The sequence below is a fragment of the Pseudomonas sp. PS1(2021) genome (assembly GCF_020405165.1).
GTDB lineage: Bacteria > Pseudomonadota > Gammaproteobacteria > Pseudomonadales > Pseudomonadaceae > Pseudomonas > Pseudomonas aeruginosa.
The window spans coordinates 25,861-45,450 of the sequence record NZ_CP084484.1; the positions used below are offsets into that span (position 1 = coordinate 25,861).

The window sequence follows — 19,590 nt, forward strand, 5'->3', positions numbered from 1 at the left end:
GGGCTTGTCGCATGAGGAGCGCAAGCATGCCGGCGGTGCCGCTCGAATCCCGTCTGTTACAGGCCCTGGCGCCCTGGCGCGAAGCGGGGGCTGGTGCGTGGCGTTTTCCGGCGGGCTGGATTCCACGGTGTTGCTGCATCTGCTCGCCCAACTGGCCCGGAGCGAAGCCTTGCCGGCGCTGTCGGCGCTGCATGTCCACCATGGCTTGCAGGCTGCGGCGGACGGTTGGCCGGCGCACTGCCAGGCGGTCTGCCGATCGCTGGGTATCCCGCTGCGGGTCGAGCGGGTGCAGGTCGCCGTTGGCGGCAGCATCGAGCAGGCGGCGCGCGACGCCCGCTATCGCGCATTCCAGGCGAACCTGGGCGAGGGACAGGTGCTGCTCACCGCGCAGCACCTCGACGACCAGGCCGAGACCTTGCTGTTCCGCCTGTTGCGTGGAGCGGGCCTGCGCGGCCTGGCGGCGATGCCGGCGAGCCGGCCGCTGGGCGGCGGCCGCCTGTGCCGACCCTTGCTCGGGGTTTCCCGCGCCGAACTGGAAGCCTATGCGCAGACGCACCGGCTGGACTGGGTGGAGGATCCTTCCAACCAGGATCCGCGCTTCTCGCGCAACTACCTGCGCCGGGAGATCATGCCGCGTCTCGCCTCCCACTGGCCGCAGGCCGTCGCCGGCATGGCGCGCTGCGCGGCGCATCTGCGCGAGGCCGAAGACCTGCTGGCTGAACTGGCCGCCATCGACCTCCGGGCCTGCCGCCAACCCTCGGAACTGGATTGGCCGGACTGGCTGGATCTGCCCCGGATCGCCCTGGAGCCTCTGCGCCGCCTCAGCGCTGCGCGCCAGCGCAACCTGCTGCGGGCCTGGCTGGGACAGCTGACGCGGTTGCCGGACAGCGACCATTGGGCCGGCTGGGAGTCGTTGCGCGATGCCGGCGACGATGCCGACCCGATCTGGCGCCTGGAGAGCGGCGAGCTGCGTCGCGGCGCGGGGCGGATCTGGTGGTTGCCGGCGGACTGGCGGGCGGCGGCGGGACCGTTCGTCTGGGAGCGTCCCGCTCATCCATTGCTTCTTCCCGGCAATGGTCGGCTGGCGTTGCTCGGCGAGGTTCCGGCGGGGCCGTTGCGCGTCGACTACCGGCGGGGTGGGGAGGTGCTGGCCCTGGCCGGGCGCGGTCGCCGCGACCTCAAGCGATTGCTCAACGAAGCGGGCGTACCGAGCTTCCTGCGCGGTCGTTTGCCGCTGCTCTTCCGAGCCGACGAACTGCTCGCGGTGGCCAACATTCCTGGCCTGGACAGTCCCCGCGAGGGGGGCTGGCGACTGTCCTGGAGCCCGCCGACGAACGACCCGGGTTTGAGCTAGTAAGCCGTTTCCAGTAGACTACGCTCCCGTCTTGTACTGCTCCCGCCGATTCCCTCCGGAATCAGCAGGAGTTTGCTTTGCCCACGGATTTGTCCGTGGCGGGAGCTGGCCTCCCTTCTCCGAATCCCCGGCGGTTGATCCCGCCTAAACGCTGACTTCTAGGGTTTTTCATGACGCGCTACATCTTCGTCACGGGTGGTGTTGTTTCTTCATTGGGGAAAGGCATCGCTTCGGCTTCTCTGGCTGCGATCTTGGAAGCGCGTGGCCTGAAGATCACGATGCTCAAGCTGGACCCTTACATCAACGTGGACCCGGGCACCATGAGCCCGTTCCAGCACGGTGAGGTCTTCGTGACCCAGGACGGCGCCGAGACCGACCTGGACCTGGGCCATTACGAGCGCTTCGTTCGTACCACCATGACCCAGAACAACAACTTCACCACCGGCCGCGTCTACATGGACGTGTTGCGCAAGGAACGCCGCGGCGACTACCTGGGCGCCACCGTGCAGGTGATCCCGCACATCACCGACGAGATCAAGCGGCGCATCATCAAGGGCGCCGGCGATGCCGACGTCGCCCTGGTGGAGATCGGTGGCACCGTCGGCGACATCGAGTCGCAGCCGTTCCTCGAGGCGATCCGCCAACTGCGCGTCGAGATCGGCGCCAAGCGCGCGATGCTGATGCACCTGACCCTGGTGCCGTACATCGCCACCGCCGGCGAGACCAAGACCAAGCCGACCCAGCACTCGGTCAAGGAGCTGCGCTCCATCGGCCTGCAACCGGACGTGCTGGTCTGCCGTTCCGACCACCCGATCGACGTCTCCTCGCGGCGCAAGATCGCGCTCTTCACCAACGTCGAGGAGCGCGCGGTGATCGCCCTGGAAGACGTCGACACCATCTACCGCATCCCGTCGGTGCTGCATGCCCAGGGCCTGGACGACATCGTCGTCGAGCGCTTCGGCCTGGAGTGCGGGCAGGCCGACCTGTCCGAATGGGACCGGGTGGTCGATGCCAAGCTCAACCCCGAGCGTGAAGTCACCATCGCCATGGTCGGCAAGTACATGGAACTGCTGGACGCGTACAAGTCGCTGATCGAGGCGATGACCCACGCCGGCATCCAGAGCCGCACCAAGGTCAACCTGCGCTACATCGACTCCGAAGACATCGAGCAGCAGGGCACCAGCCTGCTGGAAGGCGTCGACGCCATCCTGGTCCCGGGCGGCTTCGGCCTGCGCGGCGTGGAAGGCAAGATCAGCACCGTGCAGTACGCCCGCGAGAACAAGATCCCCTACCTGGGCATCTGCCTGGGCATGCAGGTCGCGGTCATCGAATACGCCCGCAACGTGCTCGGCTGGAGCGACGCCAACTCCACCGAGTTCGACAAGTCCAGCGGCCATCCGGTGGTCGGCCTGATCACCGAATGGCAGGACGCGACCGGCGCCACCGAGATCCGCACCGAAGCTTCCGACCTGGGCGGCACCATGCGCCTGGGCGCCCAGGAGTGCCAGCTGCAGACCGGCACCTTGGTGCACGACTGCTATGCCAAGGACGTGATCGTCGAGCGCCATCGCCATCGCTACGAAGTGAACAACAACCTGCTGCCGCAACTGGAACAGGCCGGCCTGAAGATTTCCGGCCGCTCCGGCGACGGCGCCCTGGTGGAAGTGGTCGAGGCCCCGGAGCATCCGTGGTTCGTTGCCTGCCAGTTCCACCCGGAATTCACCTCCACACCGCGTGATGGCCACCCGCTGTTCAGCGGTTTCGTCAACGCCGCGCTGAAATATTCCGGGAAGGCCTGAGCATGGCACAGAAGATCGTTCGCGTCGGCGATATCCAGATCGGCAACGACCTGCCGTTCGTGCTGTTCGGCGGCATGAACGTGCTGGAGTCGCGCGACCTGGCCATGCAGGTCTGCGAAGAATACGTACGGGTTACCGAGAAACTCGGTATCCCTATGTGTTCAAGGCCAGCTTCGACAAGGCCAACCGTTCCTCGATCCACTCGTTCCGTGGTCCGGGCCTGGAAGAGGGAATGAAGATCTTCGAAGAGATCAAGAAGACCTTCAAGGTACCGGTCATCACCGATGTCCACGAGCCGTTCCAGGCCCAGCCGGTGGCCGAGGTCTGCGACATCATCCAGCTGCCGGCCTTCCTCTCGCGACAGACCGACCTGGTGGTGGCGATGGCCAGGACCAACGCGGTGATCAATATCAAGAAGGCCCAGTTCCTCGCGCCCCAGGAGATGAAGCACATCCTGACCAAGTGCGAGGAAGCCGGTAACGACCGCCTGATCTCTGCGAGCGCGGCTCCTCCTTCGGTTACAACAACCTGGTGGTCGACATGCTCGGCTTCGGCATCATGAAGCAGTTCGAGTACCCGGTATTCTTCGACGTCACCCACGCCCTGCAGATGCCTGGCGGTCGCGCGGACTCCGCCGGCGGCCGGCGCGCCCAGGTCACCGACCTGGCCAAGGCCGGGCTCAGCCAGAAGCTCGCCGGGCTGTTCCTCGAGGCCCATCCGGACCCCGAGCACGCCAAGTGCGACGGTCCGTGCGCGCTGCGCCTGAACAAACTCGAAGCCTTCCTGTCCCAGCTCAAGCAACTGGACGAGCTGATCAAGAGCTTTCCTGCAATCGAGACTGCCTAGTCTCCTCAGACCGCCCCGTTCATTCACTTCGGAGTGTTAACAAGAATGGCAAAGATCGTCGACATCAAGGGCCGTGAGGTCCTGGACTCCCGCGGCAACCCTACCGTTGAAGCGGACGTGATCCTGGACAACGGCATCGTCGGCAGCGCCTGCGCGCCTTCCGGTGCTTCCACCGGTTCCCGCGAGGCCCTCGAGCTGCGCGATGGCGACAAGAGCCGTTACCTGGGCAAGGGCGTGCTGAAAGCCGTGGCCAACATCAACGGCCCGATCCGCGACCTGCTGCTGGGCAAGGACGCGGCCGACCAGAAAGCCCTCGACCACGCGATGATCGAGCTGGACGGCACCGAGAACAAGGCCAAGCTGGGCGCCAACGCGATCCTCGCGGTGTCCCTGGCTGCCGCCAAGGCCGCCGCACAGGCCAAGGGCGTACCGCTGTACGCGCACATCGCCGACCTCAACGGCACTCCCGGCCAGTACTCCATGCCGGTGCCGATGATGAACATCATCAACGGCGGCGAGCATGCGGACAACAACGTCGATATCCAGGAATTCATGGTCCAGCCGGTCGGCGCGAAGAACTTCGCCGAGGCGCTGCGCATGGGCGCCGAGATCTTCCATCACCTCAAGGCCGTGCTGAAGGCCCGTGGCCTGAACACCGCCGTCGGTGACGAAGGCGGCTTCGCGCCGAACCTGTCGTCCAACGAAGACGCCCTGGCCGCCATCGCCGAGGCCGTCGAGAAGGCCGGCTACAAGCTGGGCGACGACGTGACCCTGGCCCTGGACTGCGCCTCCAGCGAGTTCTTCAAGGACGGCAAGTACGACCTGGAAGGCGAAGGCAAGGTATTCGACGCCGCCGGTTTCGCCGACTACCTGGCCGGCCTGACCCAGCGCTACCCGATCATCTCCATCGAGGACGGCATGGACGAGTCCGACTGGGCCGGCTGGAAAGGCCTGACCGACAAGATCGGCGCCAAGGTCCAACTGGTCGGCGACGACCTGTTCGTGACCAACACCAAGATCCTCAAGGAAGGCATCGAGAAGGGCATCGGCAATTCGATCCTGATCAAGTTCAACCAGATCGGTTCGCTCACCGAGACCCTGGAGGCCATCCAGATGGCCAAGGCCGCCGGCTATACCGCGGTGATCTCGCACCGCTCCGGCGAAACCGAGGACTCGACCATCGCCGACCTGGCCGTGGGTACCGCCGCCGGTCAGATCAAGACCGGTTCGCTGTGCCGCTCCGACCGCGTGTCCAAGTACAACCAGTTGCTGCGCATCGAAGAGCAACTGGGCGCCAAGGCGCCGTACCGTGGTCGCGCGGAATTCCGCGGCTGAGCCTAGTCTGGTACGGTGAAGGGGTGGCAAGAGCCACCCTTTTCTTCTCAAGGAGTTCGAGGCTTGAGGTTACGTAGCCCCTACTGGCTGTTCGTGGTGCTGATCCTGGCGCTGGCGGGCCTGCAATATCGCCTGTGGGTCGGCGATGGCAGCCTGGCGCAGGTGCGCGACCTGCAGAAGCAGATCGCCGACCAGCATGGCGAGAACGAGCGCCTGCTGGAGCGCAACCGGATTCTCGAAGCCGAAGTCGCCGAGCTGAAGAAAGGCACCGAGACCGTCGAGGAGCGTGCGCGGCACGAGCTCGGCATGGTCAAGGACGGCGAAACCCTCTACCAGCTCGCCAAGTGAGCTGACGACCCTTCTCCCGATGACGACTTCCGACCTTCCCGCCTTCTGGACGGTGATCCCCGCCGCCGGCGTGGGTTCGCGCATGCGCGCCGACCGCCCGAAGCAATATCTCGATCTTGCCGGTCGCACCGTGATCGAGCGCACCCTCGATTGTTTCCTCGAACACCCGATGCTCAGGGGCCTGGTGGTCTGCCTGGCCGAGGACGATCCCTACTGGCCCGGGCTGGACTGCGCCGCCAGCCGGCATGTGCAGCGCGCCGCCGGGGGCGCCGAGCGCGCCGGCTCGGTGTTGAACGGCTTGCTGCGCCTGCTGGAGTTGGGGGCACAGGCCGACGACTGGGTGCTGGTGCATGACGCCGCGCGGCCGAACCTGACCCGCGGCGACCTCGACCGCCTGCTCGAAGAACTCGCCGAAGATCCGGTCGGCGGGCTGCTGGCGGTGCCGGCGAGGGACACTCTCAAGCGCTCCGACCGCGACGGCCGGGTCAGCGAAACCATCGACCGCTCGGTGGTCTGGCTGGCCTATACGCCGCAGATGTTCCGCCTCGGCGCCCTGCACCGGGCGCTGGCCGATGCGTTGGTGGCCGGCGTGGCGATCACCGACGAGGCTTCGGCGATGGAGTGGGCCGGCTATGCGCCGAAGCTGGTGGAAGGGCGCGCCGACAACCTGAAGATCACCACCCCGGAAGACCTGCTGCGCCTGCAGCGCAGTTTTCCGCACTGAACCCTGGCACAAGAAAGCCGACCCGAGGGTCGGCTTTCTTGTCGTTGCAGGCTCGCTCGTTCAGCTTTCCAGCGGCACCTCTATGAGGAAGCGGAACAGCGCGCCATGCTGCTCCACCGCCAGGCATTTGTAGCCCTGGCGCTGGGTATCTTCGGGAATCCCGTGGACCGATTGCGAGCAGTCGGTGACCACTTCCAGGCGTTCGCCCGGCTGCATGGTCGCCAGGGTTTCCAGGGTGGCGATGGCGTTGTACGGGCAATGTTCGCCGCGCAGGTCAAGCGACAGGGTCGGTTTGTCGGTCTGGCTCATGGTTCGGTTTCCGCGGTCGGGTGAATCGGGAGGCGTTCAGTTGCACCAGCAGCAGGCACAGGGCCAGGCCGGCGAAGGTCAATAGCAGGCCGTTGCCGGGCCCGAAGCTTTCCAGCAGGTTGAGCTTGGGATAGGGCAGGGCGAGGCGGGTGCCCAACTGGTCCCAAAAGATCGCCACCAGGGTTCCGCCGATGACGTTGCCGATGCCGACCACCCAGAAGTGCACCTGGCCCTCCATCGAGCGGTACATCCAGCCGGTCTCGCAACCGCCGGCGAGGACGATGCCGATGCCGAAGAGAATGCCGCCGATGATCGCATTCGGGCCCATCCAGAAGATCTTCGGCGCGACGCCCAGGCGGATCGCGGCGAAGGTACCGATGCAGGCGGCCGCCATGCCGAGCAGGATGCCGAAGGCGGCGCGGGTCCGGCCGGTGGTCCAGAGGTCCCGTGCGGCACTGGTGAAGCAGATCTGCGCGCGCTCGATCAGGCCGCCGAACAGCAGGCCGAACAGGCAGGCCATGCCCAGCACCAGCGATACCTCGAAGCGCCAGGCGGCGAACAGCGCGGCGAGCGCCAGCACCGCCAGGCCCAGGCGGGCCTGCAGGCGTGCGCGTCGGGCCAGGCTTTCGGCGCTGGGCAGGGCGCTGGCCGTGGCGCCGACTTTCAGCGGTGTGCGCAGGAACGGCAGCAGGCTGATCTTCACGCCGATCCAGGCGCCGCCGACGGTGGCGAACATGAAGGCCCAGGCGTGCAGGGAAAACATCGGGATACCGGTGAAGAACGCCGCCAGGTTGCAGCCCATCGCCAGGCGCGCGCCGAAGCCGGCGACGATACCGCCGACCAGACCCTGCAGCAGGCGACGTTTGCTGGTCGGCCAGCGCAGGCTGACGTTGCCGGCCCAGAGGGCGCAGCACAGGGCGCCGAGGAACATGCCGATGATCATCACTCCGTCGATCCGGTCCAGCGGCGTGCCTTGAAGGCCGATCAGCCTGAAGTAGCTCCAGTCCTGTGGCTGGTAGCCGAACCAGGACAGCACGTGGCCGCCCCAGCGGGTGATTCGCCGGTCACCGCCCAGAAGGTGCCGGTGAGCGCGAAGTAGTAGGCGGAGGCGACGCCGAGGGCGACCAGCGCCGGCAGCGGCGACCAGAACCTCACCAGGTAGCGTTGGCGAAACGCATTGAAGGCAGACATGCGACTTCCTTGAATCGATAGCGGGTGGAACGGGAAACCGCCAAGTCTATCGCAGCGGTGAATCGCCTTACTGCTTCAGCGCAGGTTTTTCTCCCCGGCGAGTCCCGGATGGGATTGCGCCAGGCCTTCCTTGAGATAGTCCACCAGTTGCCTGACTTTCGGCGACAGGTGCCGCTGCTGCGGGTACAGCGCCCATACCGCGGTATTCGGCGGCTGGTGGCCTTCCAGCAGGGAGACCAGGCGGCCGCTGCGCAGATGCTCGATCACATAGTAGTCGGGCAGCTGGCACAGGCCGAAGCCGCGCAGGGCGGCGTCGAGCACCGCCTGGCCGCTGTTGCAGCGCCAGTTGCCCTGGACCCGGTGCTGGGTTTCCCGGCCGTCCTCGAGGAAGCTCCACAGGTCGCTGCTGCCGATCAGGCAGTTGAACTGGCCGAGTTCCGCCGGCGACTGCGGAGTGCCGTGGCGGCGCAGGTATTCCGGGGTGGCGCAGAGGTACATGACGCGTGGTGCCAACCGTGTGGCGACCAATCGCGAATCGCTCAGGCGGCCGAGGCGGATGGCCAGGTCGAAGCCCTCGTGGAGCAGGTCCAACTGGCGGTTGGACAGCTCGATGTCGACCCGCAGTTGCGGATAGTCGGCCATGAAGGCATTCACCAGCGGCACGATGAAACGTTCGCCGTAGGCTACCGCGCAGGTCATGCGCAGCAGGCCCTTGGGCTCCGCGGAGAGGTCGCTGACCGCGCGCAGGGCTTCGTCGCGGGCGTCCTGCAGGCGCTGGCAATGTTGCAGGAAGGTCTGTCCGGCTTCGCTCAGCGATACTCGCCGGGTGCTGCGGTAGAGCAGGCGGGTCTGCAGGCGCTCCTCCAGGCGGGCGACCTGGCGGCTGATGTGCGACGAGGAAACGCCCATGCGTTCGGCTGCCGCGGTGAACTGCCCGGTTTCGGCGACAGCGACGAATTCGTCGAGTCCTTCCCAGCGATTCATCTGGATTGTCCCTGTATGGCAATAATGTTTTGATTATTGCCTGATTATTCCTTGAAACGCGGTTTTCTACACTTTCCGTTTCAGTGGGTCGCTTAGCGGCCCGCCGGCTTCCATCGTTCAGGAGTTCCCAGATGATCAAGTCCCGTGCCGCCGTCGCCTTCGCCCCCAACAAGCCGTTGGAAATCGTCGAGGTGGATGTGGCGCCGCCGCAGAAGGGCGAGGTACTGGTGCGCATCGTCGCCACCGGCGTCTGCCATACCGATGCGTACACCCTGTCCGGCCAGGATTCCGAGGGGGTGTTCCCGTGCATCCTGGGCCACGAAGGTGGCGGCATCGTCGAAGCGGTGGGCGAGGGCGTGACCTCCCTGCAGGTGGGCGACCATGTCATCCCGCTCTACACCGCCGAGTGCGGCAAGTGCAAATTCTGCCTGTCCGGCAAGACCAACCTCTGCCAGGCGGTGCGCGCCACCCAGGGCAAGGGCCTGATGCCCGACGGCACCAGCCGTTTCTCCTACAAGGGCGAGCCGGTCTTCCACTACATGGGCTGCTCGACCTTCTCCGAATACACCGTGCTGCCGGAAATCTCCCTGGCGAAGATTCCCAAGGACGCGCCGCTGGAGAAGGTCTGCCTGCTTGGTTGCGGCGTCACCACCGGGATCGGCGCCGTGCTGAATACCGCCAAGGTGGAAGAGGGCGCTACCGTTGCCATCTTCGGCCTGGGCGGTATCGGCCTGGCGGCGATCATCGGGGCGAAGATGGCCAAGGCCGCGCGCATCATCGCGGTCGACATCAACCCGGGCAAGTTCGACATCGCCAGGGAGCTGGGCGCCACCGACTTCATCAATCCGAAGGACTACGACAAGCCGATCCAGGACGTCATCGTCGAACTGACCGATGGCGGCGTCGACTACTCCTTCGAGTGCGTCGGCAACGTGCAGTTGATGCGCGCCGCGCTGGAATGCTGCCACAAGGGCTGGGGCGAGTCGGTGATCATCGGTGTCGCCGGCGCCGGCCAGGAAATCAGCACCCGGCCGTTCCAACTGGTCACCGGCCGCGTCTGGCGCGGTTCGGCGTTCGGCGGGTGCGCGGGCGCAGCGAGCTGCCGAGCTATGTCGAGAAGGCGCAGAAGGGCGAGATCCCGCTGGATACCTTCATCACCCACACCATGGGGCTGGAGGACATCAACGAGGCCTTCGAGCTGATGCACGAAGGCAAGAGCATCCGCACCGTCATTCATTACTGACAAGCCGTCGCGGCGGGCCCTGCGGCTCGCCACGACCGTTTCACGGAGGTCACGTGAAGGATTCCCTCGAACTGATCGGCAGCCAGAAGACCTTCGGCGGCTGGCACCAGCGTTACCGTCATTTTTCCCGGACCCTGAACTGCGAGATGGTCTTCGCCATCTACCTGCCGCCCCAGGCCGAGCCGGAGGCGGCGCTGCCGGCCCTGTACTGGCTGTCCGGGCTGACCTGTACCGACGAGAACTTCATGCAGAAGGCCGGCGCCCAGCGGGTCGCCGCCGAACTGGGATTGGTACTGGTGGCGCCGGATACCAGCCCGCGCGGCAGCGGTGTCCCCGGCGATCCCGACGGCGCCTGGGACTTCGGCCTGGGCGCAGGCTTCTACCTGAACGCCACGCAGGAGCCCTGGGCCGCGCACTACCGCATGCACGACTACGTGGTGCACGAGTTGCCGGCGCTGATCGAGGCGCATTTCCCGGTGTCCCGGCGGCGCGGCATCAGCGGGCACTCGATGGGTGGGCATGGCGCGCTGGTTTGCGCGCTGCGCAACCCGGGGCGCTACCTGTCGCTGTCGGCCTTCGCGCCGATCTGCCATCCGAGCGATTGTCCCTGGGGCCAGAAGGCGTTCTCCCGCTACCTGGGCGAGGACCCGGCGGCCTGGCGCGAGTGGGATGCCTGTGCGTTGCTCGAGGGTGCGTCCGAACGCTTGCCGATCCTGGTCGACCAGGGCGAGCGCGACGACTTCCTCGCCGTCCAGCTCAAGCCGGAAGCGCTACGCAATGCGGCGGACAAGGCCGGCCACCCGCTGGAGCTGCGTCTGCAACCAGGTTACGACCACAGCTACTACTTCATCGCCAGTTTCATCGAGGATCACCTGCGCCATCATGCCGGGGTTCTCAACGGTTGATCCGCGATACCTGAAGCCTGTCCCGATCCGGGGTAGAATCACGCCCTGATTCCAACCAGGGTTTTTTCATGCGAATTGGCCATGGCTACGACGTGCATCGCTTCGGCGAGGGCGACTTCATCACCCTCGGCGGTGTGCGCATTCCCCACAAACATGGGCTGGTCGCCCACTCCGACGGCGACGTGCTGCTGCACGCCTTGTCCGATGCGCTGCTCGGCGCGGCGGCGCTGGGCGACATCGGCAAGCACTTCCCGGACACCGACCCGCGGTTCAAGGGCGCCGACAGTCGCGCGCTGCTGCGACACGTGGTCGCCATCGTCGCCGAGAAGGGCTGGAAGGTCGGCAACGTCGACGCCACCATCGTCGCCCAGGCGCCGAAGATGGCGCCGCACATCGAGACCATGCGCGGGTTGATCGCCGAGGACCTCGGCGTCGCGGTCGACCAGGTCAACGTCAAGGCCACCACTACCGAGCGGCTAGGTTTCACCGGACGCGAAGAGGGCATTGCTGTACATGCGGTCGCTTTGCTGATGGCCCGATGAGCGTTCTCGGCGAACTCGACCTGCTCGGGCCGCGCGCCCATGGGGCAGCCTGCGGCGAGGCGGTGCTCAAGGCCGTGGCCGAGGACTTCCAGGTCGACGAGGTGCTGGACATTCCCCTCAGCGGTGAAGGCGAGCACCTCTGGTTGTGGGTGGAAAAGCGCGGATTGAACACCGAGGAGGCGGCCCGTCGCCTCGGCCGCGCCGCCGGCGTGCAGCAGAAGAACGTCAGCTACGCCGGGTTGAAGGACCGCCAGGCCCTGACCCGGCAATGGTTCAGCCTGCACCTGCCGGGCAAGGCCGATCCCGACCTGGGCGCAGCCGAGGGCGCGGACCTGCGGATTCTTCGCTGCACCCGTCATTCGCGCAAGTTGCAGCGAGGCGCGCATGCCGCCAACGGCTTCACCCTGCGTCTGACCGGGCTGCGGGCGGAGCGTGCCCTTCTCGACGCGCGCTTGGAACGTATCGCCGCGGACGGCGTGCCCAATTATTTCGGCCTGCAACGCTTCGGCCACGGCGGCGGCAACCTGGTCGACGCGCGCAGTTGCGCGGAACAGGACCTGCTGCCGGCGAACCGCAACCTGCGTTCGCGCTTCCTTTCCGCCGGGCGCAGCTGCCTGTTCAATCGCCTGCTCGCCGAGCGGGTCGCGGAGGGTAGCTGGAACCGGGCAGCGGTCGGTGACCTGCTGGCCTTCACCGACAGCCGCAGCTTTTTCCTCGCTGGCGAGGAAGAATGCCGCGATGCCCGTCTGGCCGCCCTCGACCTGCACCCCACCGGACCGCTCTGGGGCGAGGGCGATCCGCCGAGCGGCGCCGGCGTCCTCGAACGCGAGCTGGCCCTGGCCGGGCGCGAGCCGGCGCTCTGCCGCTGGCTGGCGAAGGCGGGCATGGCGCACGAACGGCGCATCCTGCGGCTCCCCATCCAGGGGCTGGCGTGGCATTATCCCGAACCTGATGTTCTGCAACTGGAATTCGTCCTGCCGGCCGGTTGTTTCGCCACCGTAGTGGTGCGTGAAATCCTCGACCTGGTACCGACAGGGAGACGACGGAAAACCCATGCGCATACTGATTGCCAACGACGACGGGGTGACCGCACCCGGTATCGCCGCGCTTTACGACGCGCTGGCGGATCATGCCGATTGCGTAGTGATCGCCCCCGACCAGGACAAGAGCGGCGCCAGCAGTTCCCTGACGCTGGACCGCCCGCTGCACCCGCAGCGCCTGGACAACGGATTCATCAGCCTCAACGGCACGCCGACCGACTGCGTGCACCTGGGCCTGAACGGCTTGCTGGAGGAATTGCCGGACATGGTGGTCTCGGGTATCAACCTGGGCGCCAACCTCGGCGATGACGTCCTCTATTCCGGTACCGTGGCGGCGGCCATCGAAGGGCGCTTCCTGAAGGGGCCGGCCTTCGCCTTCTCGCTGGTCTCGCGGTTGACGGACAACCTGCCCACTGCCATGCACTTCGCCCGCCTGCTGGTCTCCGCCCACGAGCGCCTGGCCGTGCCGCCGCGTACCGTGCTCAACGTCAATATCCCGAACCTGCCGCTGGATCGCGTACGTGGTATCCAACTGACCCGCCTCGGGCACCGCGCCCGTGCCGCCGCACCGGTGAAGGTGGTCAATCCGCGCGGCAAGGAAGGCTACTGGATCGCCGCGGCCGGCGATGCCGAGGATGGCGGGCCGGGGACGGATTTCCACGCGGTCATGCAAGGCTACGTGTCGATCACTCCGTTGCAGCTGGACCGTACCTTCCACGAAGCCTTCGGCGGCCTCGACGAGTGGCTGGGAGGACTGACGTGATGTCCGAAGACCTGCATCGCCGGGGTATCGGCATGACCTCCCAGCGTACCCGAGAGCGCCTGATCCAGCGCCTGTACGAAGAAGGCCTGTCCAACGCCCACGTGCTCGAGGTGATCCGCCGCACGCCGCGTCATCTGTTCGTCGACGAGGCGCTCTCGCATCGCGCCTACGAAGACACCGCCCTGCCGATCGGCCACAACCAGACCATTTCCCAGCCGTTCATGGTGGCGCGGATGACCGAGTTGCTGCTGGCGGCCGGCCCGCTGGACAAGGTCATGGAGATCGGTACCGGGTCCGGCTACCAGACCGCGGTGCTGGCGCAACTGGTCGAGCGGGTCTTCTCCGTCGAGCGGATCCAGGCGTTGCAGGACAAGGCCAAGGAGCGTCTTGCGGAGCTAAACCTGCGTAATGTTGTCTTTCGTTGGGGCGATGGCTGGGAGGGCTGGTCGGCGTTGGCTCCCTACAATGGAATCATCGTCACCGCGGCGGCCACGGAAGTCCCGCAGTCGTTGCTGGACCAGTTGGCCCCGGGGGCGCCTGGTGATCCCGGTCGGTGGCGGCGAGGTCCAGCAACTGATGCTGATCGTCCGCACCGAGGACGGGTTCAGCCGCCAGGTACTCGACTCGGTACGTTTCGTCCCGCTGCTCAACGGCCCGATCGCCTGAGCCGGCGGCCGGCGTCGCCGGCCCGATTGAACGAAAGCGAAGAAGATGGATAAGGGGGAAGGATTGAGGCTAGCAGCGACCCTGCGGCAATGGACTCGGCTCTACGGTGGCTGCCACCTGTTGCTCGGGGCCGTTGTCTGTTCCCTTCTCGCCGCCTGTTCGTCGTCGCCTCCCGGCGGAGTCAAGGTCGTCGATCGCAACGGTTCCGCGCCTGCCGCTGCGCGGCGTACGCCGGTCACCAGCGGGCAGTACATCGTGCGCCGCGGCGACACCCTGTATTCCATTGCCTTCCGCTTCGGCTGGGACTGGAAAGCCCTGGCCGCGCGCAATGGCATCGCGCCGCCCTATACCATCCAGGTCGGTCAAGCTATCCAATTTGGTGGGCGGGCATCGACGCAACCGTCCGTCGCGAAAAACACGCCGGTCGTCGCTGCGCCCGTGGCGACCAAGCCTACCCCGGTTCCACCCGCAGTTAGTACGTCGGTACCTGCCAAGCCCGCACCGGCTCCGGCCTCGACCACGACCCCACCCAGCAGCGGCGCGACTCCCGTCGTCGCGGGGCCTGCGGTGGGGGGGTGGGCATGGCCCGCGAGCGGTACTCTGATCGGCCGTTTTGCCTCAAACGGAAGTTTGAATAAAGGGATTGATATAGCCGGTCAATTGGGCCAGCCTGTCCTGGCTGCGTCTGGTGGGACCGTTGTATACGCCGGTAGTGGTTTGCGGGGCTACGGCGAGTTGGTCATCATCAAACACAACGAGACCTACGTGAGTGCCTACGGTCACAACCGCAGGCTGCTGGTGCGGGAAGGGCAACAGGTCAAGGTAGGGCAATCGATTGCCGAGATGGGCTCCACAGGAACCGATCGGGTGAAGCTGCACTTCGAGATTCGCCGCCAGGGTAAGCCTGTCGATCCACTGCAATATTTGCCACGTCGCTGACCGGGAGTTCGCCCGCCCACATCATGTAGGTGAGCGGGTCCGGGCGTGTCCAGCGGGAAAGGAATCGCCCGGGCTTGAGTCGAACTCATGCAAGGGATAACGACATGGCACTCAAAAAAGAAGGGCCGGAGTTTGACCACGATGATGAAGTGCTCCTCCTGGAGCCCGGCATCATGCTGGACGAGTCGTCTGCCGACGAGCAGCCTTCTCCCCGGGCAACTCCAAAAGCCACCACTTCCTTCTCTTCCAAACAACACAAGCACATCGACTACACGCGCGCGTTGGACGCAACGCAGCTGTATCTCAACGAAATCGGTTTCTCGCCCCTGTTGACGCCCGAAGAGGAAGTCCACTTCGCTCGTCTGGCGCAGAAGGGCGATCCCGCTGGTCGGAAGCGGATGATCGAGAGCAACCTGCGGTTGGTGGTGAAGATCGCCCGGCGCTATGTCAATCGCGGACTGTCCCTGCTCGACCTGATCGAGGAAGGCAACCTAGGCCTGATCCGCGCCGTGGAGAAGTTCGATCCGGAGCGCGGATTCCGGTTCTCGACCTACGCCACCTGGTGGATCCGCCAGACCATCGAGCGGGCCATCATGAACCAGACCCGGACCATTCGCTTGCCGATCCATGTGGTCAAGGAGCTCAACGTCTACCTGCGTGCGGCGCGGGAACTGACCCACAAGCTCGACCACGAACCTTCACCCGAAGAAATCGCCAACCTGCTGGAGAAGCCGGTCGCCGAGGTCAAGCGCATGCTCGGCCTGAACGAACGGGTGACTTCGGTAGACGTCTCTCTTGGTCCGGACTCGGACAAGACCCTGCTGGATACGCTCACCGACGATCGCCCCACCGACCCGTGCGAGCTGCTGCAGGATGACGATCTCAGCGAAAGCATCGACCAGTGGCTGACGGAACTCACCGACAAGCAGCGTGAGGTGGTGATTCGCCGCTTCGGCTTGCGCGGGCACGAAAGCAGCACGCTGGAAGAGGTCGGCCAGGAAATCGGCCTGACCCGCGAGCGGGTTCGTCAGATCCAGGTCGAGGCGCTGAAGCGCCTGCGGGAGATCCTGGAGAAGAACGGCCTGTCGAGTGACGCGCTGTTCCAGTGACGGAAAACCTTAGACCCACTGAAGACCCGGCGTTCGCCGGGTTTTTTGTGTCTGCTCTTGTAAGCATTAACTTACACGGCGTGTGAGCCTAAGTAGATAAATGCCCGGGAGGTTTGCCAAAAACGCTCGGTGAATTTAAGTAACTTATTGAAAATAAAGGAATATATTTTTCTAAAATGACTGCCGAAGAAGCTTCGCTGGGTTTTCTGGCAGGTTGCGGAAGCACAGGGAATCGCTAATATCACTCCTGCGTACAGGGAACACGCAACCCCGAAGGATCGGGGAAGGGACGTCGCCAGGGAGGCGATTCATCAGGACGATGACGAGGGACTGAAGAGTGGGCGGGGTAATACCCCGCCCCTTTTTTTTGCCTGCCGTTTTACTCGTCGCCAAAGAAAAGGCCCGCTGTTTGCGGGCCTTGGCGTATCAGCGCTCCAGATGCTGGAGCTTGCCGGCGACGCCGTCCCATTCCTCAGCGTCGGGCAGGGCATCCTTCTTCTCGGTGATGTTCGGCCAGACTTCCGCCAGCTCGCTGTTCAGCTCGATGAATTCCTGCATGTTCTCCGGCACTTCGTCTTCGGAGAAAATCGCCTGGGCCGGACATTCGGGCTCGCACAGGGCGCAGTCGATGCACTCGTCCGGATGGATGACCAGGAAGTTGGGTCCTTCGTAGAAGCAGTCTACCGGGCAGACTTCCACGCAGTCGGTGTATTTGCACTTGATGCAGTTGTCGGTGACGACGAAGGTCATTTTCTAGTTCTCTCCTCAGGCGGGCGGCTAAGCGCGCGCGATTCTAGCAGCTTGTGCGGTAGTCCGTCAGACCCGCATCTTCCATGCATATAACAGATCGAGAGCTTGCCGCGGGCTGATATCGTCGGGATTGATCCTCGACAATTCATCGATCACCGGGTGCGGCAGGCTGGCGAACAGGTCGCTCTGCATCGGCGAGGCGGGCTTGCCGCTCTGCTGGCTCGGCATCTCGTGCGGCAGGCTGGTGGTTTCCAGGCGCTTGAGGTGTTCGCGGGCGCGCTGGATTACCGGGGCCGGCACGCCGGCCAACTGGGCCACCGCGAGGCCGTAGCTCTGGCTCGCCGGTCCCGGCAGTACATGGTGCAGGAACACGATGCGTTCATTGTGCTCGGTCGCGTTCAGGTGCACGTTGGCTACCGCGGGCTGGCTTTCCGGCAGTACGGTCAGTTCGAAATAGTGGGTGGCGAACAGGGTGAAGGCGCGAGTCCGGGCCAGGTCCTCGGCCGCTGCCCAGGCCAGCGACAGGCCGTCGAAGGTGCTGGTGCCGCGGCCGACCTCATCCATCAGCACCAGGCTCTTGTCAGTGGCGTTGTGCAGGATGTTGGCGGTTTCGCTCATCTCCACCATGAAGGTCGAGCGGCCGCCGGCAAGGTCGTCGGACGAGCCGATGCGGGTGAAGATGCGGTCCACCAGGGACAGCTCGCAGCGCGCAGCCGGAACGAAGCTGCCGATATGCGCAAGCAGCACGATCAGCGCGGTTTGCCGCATGTAGGTGGATTTACCGCCCATGTTCGGACCGGTGATCACCAGCATCCGGGTGTCGGCATCCAGCGCCAGGTCGTTGGCCACGAACGGCGTCTCCAGCACCTGCTCGACCACCGGATGGCGGCCCTGCTCGATGTGCAGGCAGGTGTGTTCGACGAACCGCGGGCGATTCAGGTCGAGGTTCAGCGCGCGTTCGGCGAGATTCGCCAGCACGTCCAGCTCCGCCAGCGCCGAGGCGCTGTCCTGGAGCGGAGCGAGATGGCCGATCAGGCGTTCCAGCAGCTCTTCGTAGAGCGCCTTCTCGCGGGCCAGGGCGCGGCTCTGGGCCGACAGCGCTTTGTCCTCGAAGGCCTTCAGTTCCGGCGTGATGAAGCGCTCGGCGCCTTTCAGGGTCTGCCGGCGGATGTAGTCGGCCGGCGCCTGTTCGGCCTGCACCCGTGGCAGCTCGATGAAGTAGCCATGGATGCGGTTGTAGCCGACCTTCAGGTTGGGCAGGCCGGTGCGGGCCTTCTCGCGCGCTTCCAGGTCCATCAGGAATTGCCCGGCGTTTTCGCTCAGCGCCTGCAGCTCGTCCAGCTCCGCGTCATAGCCGGTCTTGATCACGCCACCGTCGCGGATCACCGCTGGCGGGTTGTCGATGATCGCCTTGGCCAGCAGTTCGGCGAGTTCGGGATAGGTGCCGATGGTGGTGGCCAGCGCCTGCAGGTGCGGCGCTTCCAGTTCGGTCATGGCGTTCTGCAGGTCCGGCAGCGCCGCCAGCGCGTCGCGCAGGCGCGCCAGGTCGCGAGGGCGGGCGTTGCGCAGGCCGATGCGGGCGAGGATGCGTTCGAGGTCGCCGATTTCCTTGAGCTGCGGTTGCAGGTTCTCGAAGCGGTAGCGTTCCAGCAGGCAGGCGATGGACTCCTGGCGGGCTTCCAGTACCGCGCGGTCACGCAGCGGACGGTTCAGCCAGCGGCTCATCAGGCGGCTGGCCATGGCGGTCTGGCAGCGGTCGACCACCGATTGCAGAGTGTTCTCGCGGCCACCGCTGAGGTTGATATCCAGCTCCAGGTTGCGGCGGCTGGCACCGTCGAGGATCACCGTGTCATCGAGGCGGTCGTGGCGCAGGCTGCGCAGGTGCGGCAGGGCGGTACGCTGGGTTTCCTTGGCGTAGGCGAGCAGGCAGCCGGCGGCGCCGATGGCCAGGGTCAGGTTCTGGCAGCCGAAGCCTTTCAGGTCCTGGGTGCCGAATTGCTGGCAGAGGCTCTTGTGCGCCGAGTCGCGATCGAAGTCCCATGGCGCGCGGCGACGTACGCCGCGGCGCTTCTCCGCCGGCAGGCCCTGTGGCCAGTCGTCGGGAATCAGCAGCTCGGCCGGGTTGAGGCGCTCCAGTTCGGCCAGCAGGGTTTCCCAGCCTTTTATCTCCTGGACGCTGAAGCGGCCGCTGGTGATGTCCAGCACGGCGAGGCCGAACAGGCGCTCGTCGCCGAGGATCGCCGCCAGCAGGTTGTCGCGGCGTTCGTCGAGCAGCGCTTCGTCGCTCACCGTACCGGGAGTGATGATCCGCACCACCTGGCGCTCCACCGGCCCCTTGCTGGTGGCCGGATCGCCGATCTGCTCGCAGATCGCCACCGACTCGCCGAGCTTGACCAGCTTGGCCAGGTAGCCCTCCGCGGAATGGAAGGGAATGCCTGCCATCGGGATCGCCTTGCCGCCGGACTGGCCGCGTGCGGTCAGGGTGATGTCGAGCAGTTTGGCGGCCTTCTTCGCGTCCTCGTAGAACAGCTCGTAGAAGTCGCCCATGCGATAGAACATCAATTGGTCGGGGTGCTGATGCTTCAGTTTGAAGTACTGCTGCATCATTGGCGTGTGCTGAGAGAGGTCGGTCATACGGGCCTTCGGAAGCGGGCTTTGGACGGTGCAAAAGAGGGCAATGTTAACCCGATTCACCGGCCTGTGTCGGGTCCGTTCGGAACCGGCGCGGACCCTCAGGTCCGCG

General features: G+C 65.5%; 13 protein-coding genes and 6 pseudogenes. 14 read left to right on the forward strand and 5 right to left on the reverse strand.

The features are described 5' to 3' along the window. Positions 1-26: 26 nt before the first annotated feature. The 6 genes and pseudogenes from tilS to ispD all read left to right on the forward strand — a co-directional run bounded on the left by tilS (position 27) and on the right by ispD (position 6,406). A pseudogene (gene tilS / locus LE197_RS00115) lies at positions 27-1,354 on the forward strand (tRNA lysidine(34) synthetase TilS). Between the two features lie 170 nt (positions 1,355-1,524). After that, complete coding sequence (locus LE197_RS00120; RefSeq protein ID WP_003092366.1) at positions 1,525-3,153, forward strand: CTP synthase; 1,629 nt, start codon at positions 1,525-1,527, stop codon at positions 3,151-3,153. Between the two features lie 2 nt (positions 3,154-3,155). Beyond that, positions 3,156-3,999: pseudogene (gene kdsA / locus LE197_RS00125) on the forward strand (3-deoxy-8-phosphooctulonate synthase). 45 nt (positions 4,000-4,044) lie between these two features. Then, a complete protein-coding gene (eno, locus tag LE197_RS00130) occupies positions 4,045-5,334 on the forward strand; it encodes a phosphopyruvate hydratase (RefSeq protein WP_003092364.1) in 1,290 nt (429 codons plus the stop codon). A 63-nt stretch (positions 5,335-5,397) separates the two neighbouring features. Continuing rightward, positions 5,398-5,682, forward strand: a complete 285-nt coding sequence (gene ftsB, locus LE197_RS00135) for a cell division protein FtsB (protein ID WP_003098569.1) — start codon at positions 5,398-5,400, stop codon at positions 5,680-5,682. A gap of 19 nt (positions 5,683-5,701) precedes the next feature. Next, complete coding sequence (gene ispD / locus LE197_RS00140) at positions 5,702-6,406, forward strand: 2-C-methyl-D-erythritol 4-phosphate cytidylyltransferase (protein ID WP_003092359.1); 705 nt, start codon at positions 5,702-5,704, stop codon at positions 6,404-6,406. 60 nt (positions 6,407-6,466) lie between these two features. On the opposite strand, the gene yedF is transcribed toward ispD, so the two are convergent. The 3 genes and pseudogenes from yedF to gfnR all read right to left on the reverse strand — a co-directional run bounded on the left by yedF (position 6,467) and on the right by gfnR (position 8,890). Then, positions 6,467-6,715, reverse strand: coding sequence for a sulfurtransferase-like selenium metabolism protein YedF (gene yedF / locus LE197_RS00145; protein ID WP_003092358.1), 249 nt, complete (start codon positions 6,713-6,715; stop codon positions 6,467-6,469). Continuing rightward, a pseudogene (gene yedE / locus LE197_RS00150) lies at positions 6,681-7,906 on the reverse strand (selenium metabolism membrane protein YedE/FdhT). Before yedE ends, yedF begins: the two are co-directional and overlap by 35 nt. A 75-nt stretch (positions 7,907-7,981) precedes the next feature. Beyond that, positions 7,982-8,890 carry a glutathione-dependent formaldehyde neutralization regulator gene (gfnR, locus tag LE197_RS00155; protein WP_003098564.1) on the reverse strand — a complete coding sequence of 303 codons (909 nt, stop codon included), beginning with the start codon at positions 8,888-8,890 and terminating at the stop codon, positions 7,982-7,984. 131 nt (positions 8,891-9,021) lie between these two features. On the opposite strand from gfnR, the pseudogene LE197_RS00160 reads away from it, so the two are divergent. From LE197_RS00160 to rpoS, 8 genes and pseudogenes are all read left to right on the forward strand, one after another. Continuing rightward, positions 9,022-10,133 (forward strand): annotated as a pseudogene (locus tag LE197_RS00160) (S-(hydroxymethyl)glutathione dehydrogenase/class III alcohol dehydrogenase). A 53-nt stretch (positions 10,134-10,186) separates the two neighbouring features. Continuing rightward, positions 10,187-11,038, forward strand: a complete 852-nt coding sequence (fghA, locus tag LE197_RS00165; protein WP_003113869.1) for an S-formylglutathione hydrolase — start codon at positions 10,187-10,189, stop codon at positions 11,036-11,038. Between the two features lie 68 nt (positions 11,039-11,106). After that, positions 11,107-11,580, forward strand: a complete 474-nt coding sequence (ispF, locus tag LE197_RS00170) for a 2-C-methyl-D-erythritol 2,4-cyclodiphosphate synthase (RefSeq protein ID WP_003098560.1) — start codon at positions 11,107-11,109, stop codon at positions 11,578-11,580. After that, positions 11,577-12,646: pseudogene (gene truD, locus LE197_RS00175) on the forward strand (tRNA pseudouridine(13) synthase TruD). The gene ispF and the pseudogene truD overlap by 4 nt, the downstream one beginning before the upstream one ends. Further along, positions 12,634-13,383, forward strand: coding sequence for a 5'/3'-nucleotidase SurE (gene surE / locus LE197_RS00180; RefSeq protein WP_003092341.1), 750 nt, complete (start codon positions 12,634-12,636; stop codon positions 13,381-13,383). Before truD ends, surE begins: the two are co-directional and overlap by 13 nt. Positions 13,384-13,415: 32 nt before the next feature. Continuing rightward, positions 13,416-14,049, forward strand: a pseudogene (locus LE197_RS00185) (protein-L-isoaspartate(D-aspartate) O-methyltransferase). A 45-nt stretch (positions 14,050-14,094) separates the two neighbouring features. Beyond that, complete coding sequence (locus tag LE197_RS00190) at positions 14,095-14,988, forward strand: peptidoglycan DD-metalloendopeptidase family protein (protein WP_003115226.1); 894 nt, start codon at positions 14,095-14,097, stop codon at positions 14,986-14,988. A 104-nt stretch (positions 14,989-15,092) separates the two neighbouring features. Continuing rightward, on the forward strand, positions 15,093-16,097 hold the full coding sequence (rpoS, locus tag LE197_RS00195; RefSeq protein WP_003113871.1) for an RNA polymerase sigma factor RpoS: 1,005 nt from the start codon (positions 15,093-15,095) through the stop codon (positions 16,095-16,097). Between the two features lie 426 nt (positions 16,098-16,523). Here rpoS and fdxA read toward each other — a convergent pair whose 3' ends face one another. Both fdxA and mutS read right to left on the reverse strand, forming a co-directional pair. Then, positions 16,524-16,847 (reverse strand): ferredoxin FdxA, encoded by a 324-nt coding sequence (gene fdxA / locus LE197_RS00200; RefSeq protein ID WP_003092272.1) that lies wholly within the window; start codon positions 16,845-16,847, stop codon positions 16,524-16,526. A 66-nt stretch (positions 16,848-16,913) separates the two neighbouring features. Continuing rightward, positions 16,914-19,481 carry a DNA mismatch repair protein MutS gene (mutS, locus tag LE197_RS00205; RefSeq protein WP_003113873.1) on the reverse strand — a complete coding sequence of 856 codons (2,568 nt, stop codon included), beginning with the start codon at positions 19,479-19,481 and terminating at the stop codon, positions 16,914-16,916. Between the last annotated feature and the right edge of the window lie 109 nt (positions 19,482-19,590).